This window comes from Paenibacillus sp. 01T422 (assembly GCF_056398785.1).
Genome location: NZ_JBFTQB010000901.1, coordinates 1 through 2,605, shown reverse-complemented (window position 1 = coordinate 2,605; position 2,605 = coordinate 1). Strand labels below are relative to the sequence as shown.

The following is a 2,605-nucleotide window of genomic DNA, read 5'->3' as shown; positions in this document are numbered from 1 at the left end:
GCCATATTCCTCGTCATCATCTAATACATAGAGCTGAAACTTTTTCATCCAAACCCCCTCCTATACGCTTAAAATCAAGAGAATTGGCTATACACCCCGCTGCCGATTAATACAAGACCAATCACTCCGAGTACGATCGCTAGTCGAATCGTAGTTGCAACTTTCAATGCATCATCCTCCTTCTCATTGAGGAAAAACAAAAAAAGCACGCGCCGACTTCAGAGAGATGATCTCCAAAATCAGCGGTGCTTCCGCTCGTCCAACAATTTATCCAAATTGTACCACATTTTACCGAAAAATCAATCCCTTTTATTCCCAAGGGTATTTCATCGTGAAAAATCCGGCCAACCTTTTACTCTCACCTCTGCGAATACGTCTCATTTCTGCTCGTTGCGGTGCTGATTCATGCAGTTTTGTCTCTTCCTCTGTCTCTGGCATCACCTGAGGCACCTCGACAGGCACTTTATTATCATCTAAAGCAACAAAGGTCAGGAAGGAAGTCGCGGCAATTTTTCTTGCTCCRGTCTTCAGGTCCTCCGTAACAACTTTCACGAAAACCTCCATCGAGCTTTTCCCCGTCCAAGTCACAAATGATTCCAAACAGACAGAATCCGAAGTGTGGATCGGATACAAAAAGTCAACCGAATCTGTTGAGGCGGTTACAACAGATCTCCGGCAATGTTTATGTGCAGCAATCGAAGCAATATCATCAATGTAGGACATCAGTTTTCCGCCAAACAGCGTGTTGTGATTATTCACATCGGTCGGGAATATGCGTGATGTTTTGAAGCATCTAGATTCTCTGGCAAATCTTTGTTCCATAACTAACTGCCCCTTTACTTTCAAGCTTGTTTGATCATGAAATATCATAGCATATTTCTCATTCGTTTGGTCAAAATTGGTTATAACTTAACGATTGCTGATCTTTTTTAATTTTGAGAATAAGGAAAACTTCGTCTTCTTGCTATCGTTAGCATGTAATTGATTACCTGGTAGGATCTCCTTAATAAGTGGTGATAATGCTGTCATTAATTGTTCTAGCACCTCGTGCCGATCCTGTATGCATTCTCCTTTCCAAACTGCGCGCATGACCTCAGCTCGAGGCAACTCAGGCAATGTGCACAACGGAGAAGCAGGAAGCGATGCCATCCACTCCTTACGAAAGTGATTTTGCATGCTGCCATTAGCAACAAAGCGCACTTTTTTTCCACGCTGCTGATAGGAGTTGAAAAGCTCGAAATGCGCACGTGAACTGGGCCGATTGCATTTTCCTGGGGAAGCGTCGAGTACCACGATAATTTCATCTGCACTGTGACAGATTTCTTTCACCGAAGGATGCTCCCACTGAGTCGATACGTCCCATAGGACGATTGGCTTTTTGATCGTATGCAGCAGCTTAAAAGAGTCTGCGGGCTGCCAGTCTCCATGGAATCCATCAGGATGAGTGGGGAACCATGTCGTGAACCCTTTATCCCATGTCGGCGAAGGAGTTAGGCTTTGGTCTTGATCCCTCTGAGTATGTGCAGTAAATTGGTAGGACTTAGGGGCTTTCAAATCTCCGTATAAAAGCATGTACAAATCAGGTTCGATGGTTGGCTGTTCAACCAATGCGTTAGGGATCTGGATGGCGTTTAAAATTCTAGCCAGCGTAACGGCCAGAAATGTGGATCCGACACCAGCAAAAAGACCACCGACAACAATTAATTTATCTTGTGCCTGCAATGGTTTGGAGTGATTTTGAATTTCCGCAGTGTGTGCTGGGTCGGGGTAAATAGAACGAAGTCTCATCTTCACTTCCATGGCGGATTGGCAGCGGTGCTGGGGATTTTCTTGCAATAGTAATCGAACTGTAGAAGTAAGTGCTTCCGGGAGCTCAGGGCTTAATTGATCCAAAGTCTTATGGGTGAGGTACGCGTACTGACCACCCGTTAATAAGTAATACAGCATGGCACCAAGCGAATATAAATCGGAACGCGCATCGGTTTGTAAACCCATAAATTGCTCAGGAGCAGCAAAACCGATCGTCCCCATTTGCATCGTATCCGTTTGTTTGCCTTGTTTGAAATGCCTCGCTACGCCAAAATCGATTAGCCGAACTTGCGACTGCTCGTTCAACATAATATTGGAGGGCTTGAGATCCCGATATATAATCGGGCGAGGCTGAAATGTGTGCAGATAATGCAGCATATCGCATAACTGAAAAGCGATTTGGACGATTTTGGCAGTAGGTAATTCCCGCCCTTTTTCTTCAAATAAATCTTGCAGCGTGGGTCCCTGAATATAATCCATTACCAAAAAACCTGTTCCATCTTCTGTTGTAAAATAATCGACCAACTGCGGTAGTTGTGGATGATGAAGCGTTGCGAGCATTTCTGCTTCCTCCAGGAAAGATGCTCCCTCTTGTTCCATTGGAAGGACTTCCTTAACAGCCCATTTCTTGCCCTTCAACTTCAGATCCTCTGCCAAGTAAACTTGACTCATCCCCCCTTGTCCTAACAAAGATTCCATGTGGTATCTTCCACCGATACAGGTTCCAATCCAATTCTTCTTATGACCTACGATAAAAAAGCCCCCTTCATCAAGTAATAATTACCTTGATTATAAG

Annotated in this window: 2 protein-coding genes; both read right to left on the bottom strand. The window is 44.4% G+C overall.

Annotation, left to right across the window (positions count from 1 at the left end; translation table 11 throughout):
• Positions 1-309: 309 nt before the first annotated feature.
• The gene (locus AC1DUA_RS33170; RefSeq protein ID WP_477503789.1) at positions 310-822 is read right to left on the bottom strand and encodes an acyl-CoA thioesterase; all 513 of its coding nucleotides are present in this window, start codon (positions 820-822) and stop codon (positions 310-312) included.
• 87 nt (positions 823-909) lie between these two features.
• Positions 910-2,508: a serine/threonine protein kinase gene (locus AC1DUA_RS33165; protein ID WP_477503788.1), complete on the bottom strand. Its 1,599-nt coding sequence runs from the start codon at positions 2,506-2,508 to the stop codon at positions 910-912.
• Positions 2,509-2,605: the final 97 nt, after the last annotated feature.

Coding starts and splice junctions, on each gene's coding strand:
- AC1DUA_RS33165 (WP_477503788.1), bottom strand. CDS start 2,508: ATGGAATCTTTGTTAGGACAAGGGGGGATGAGTCAAGTTTACTTGGCA.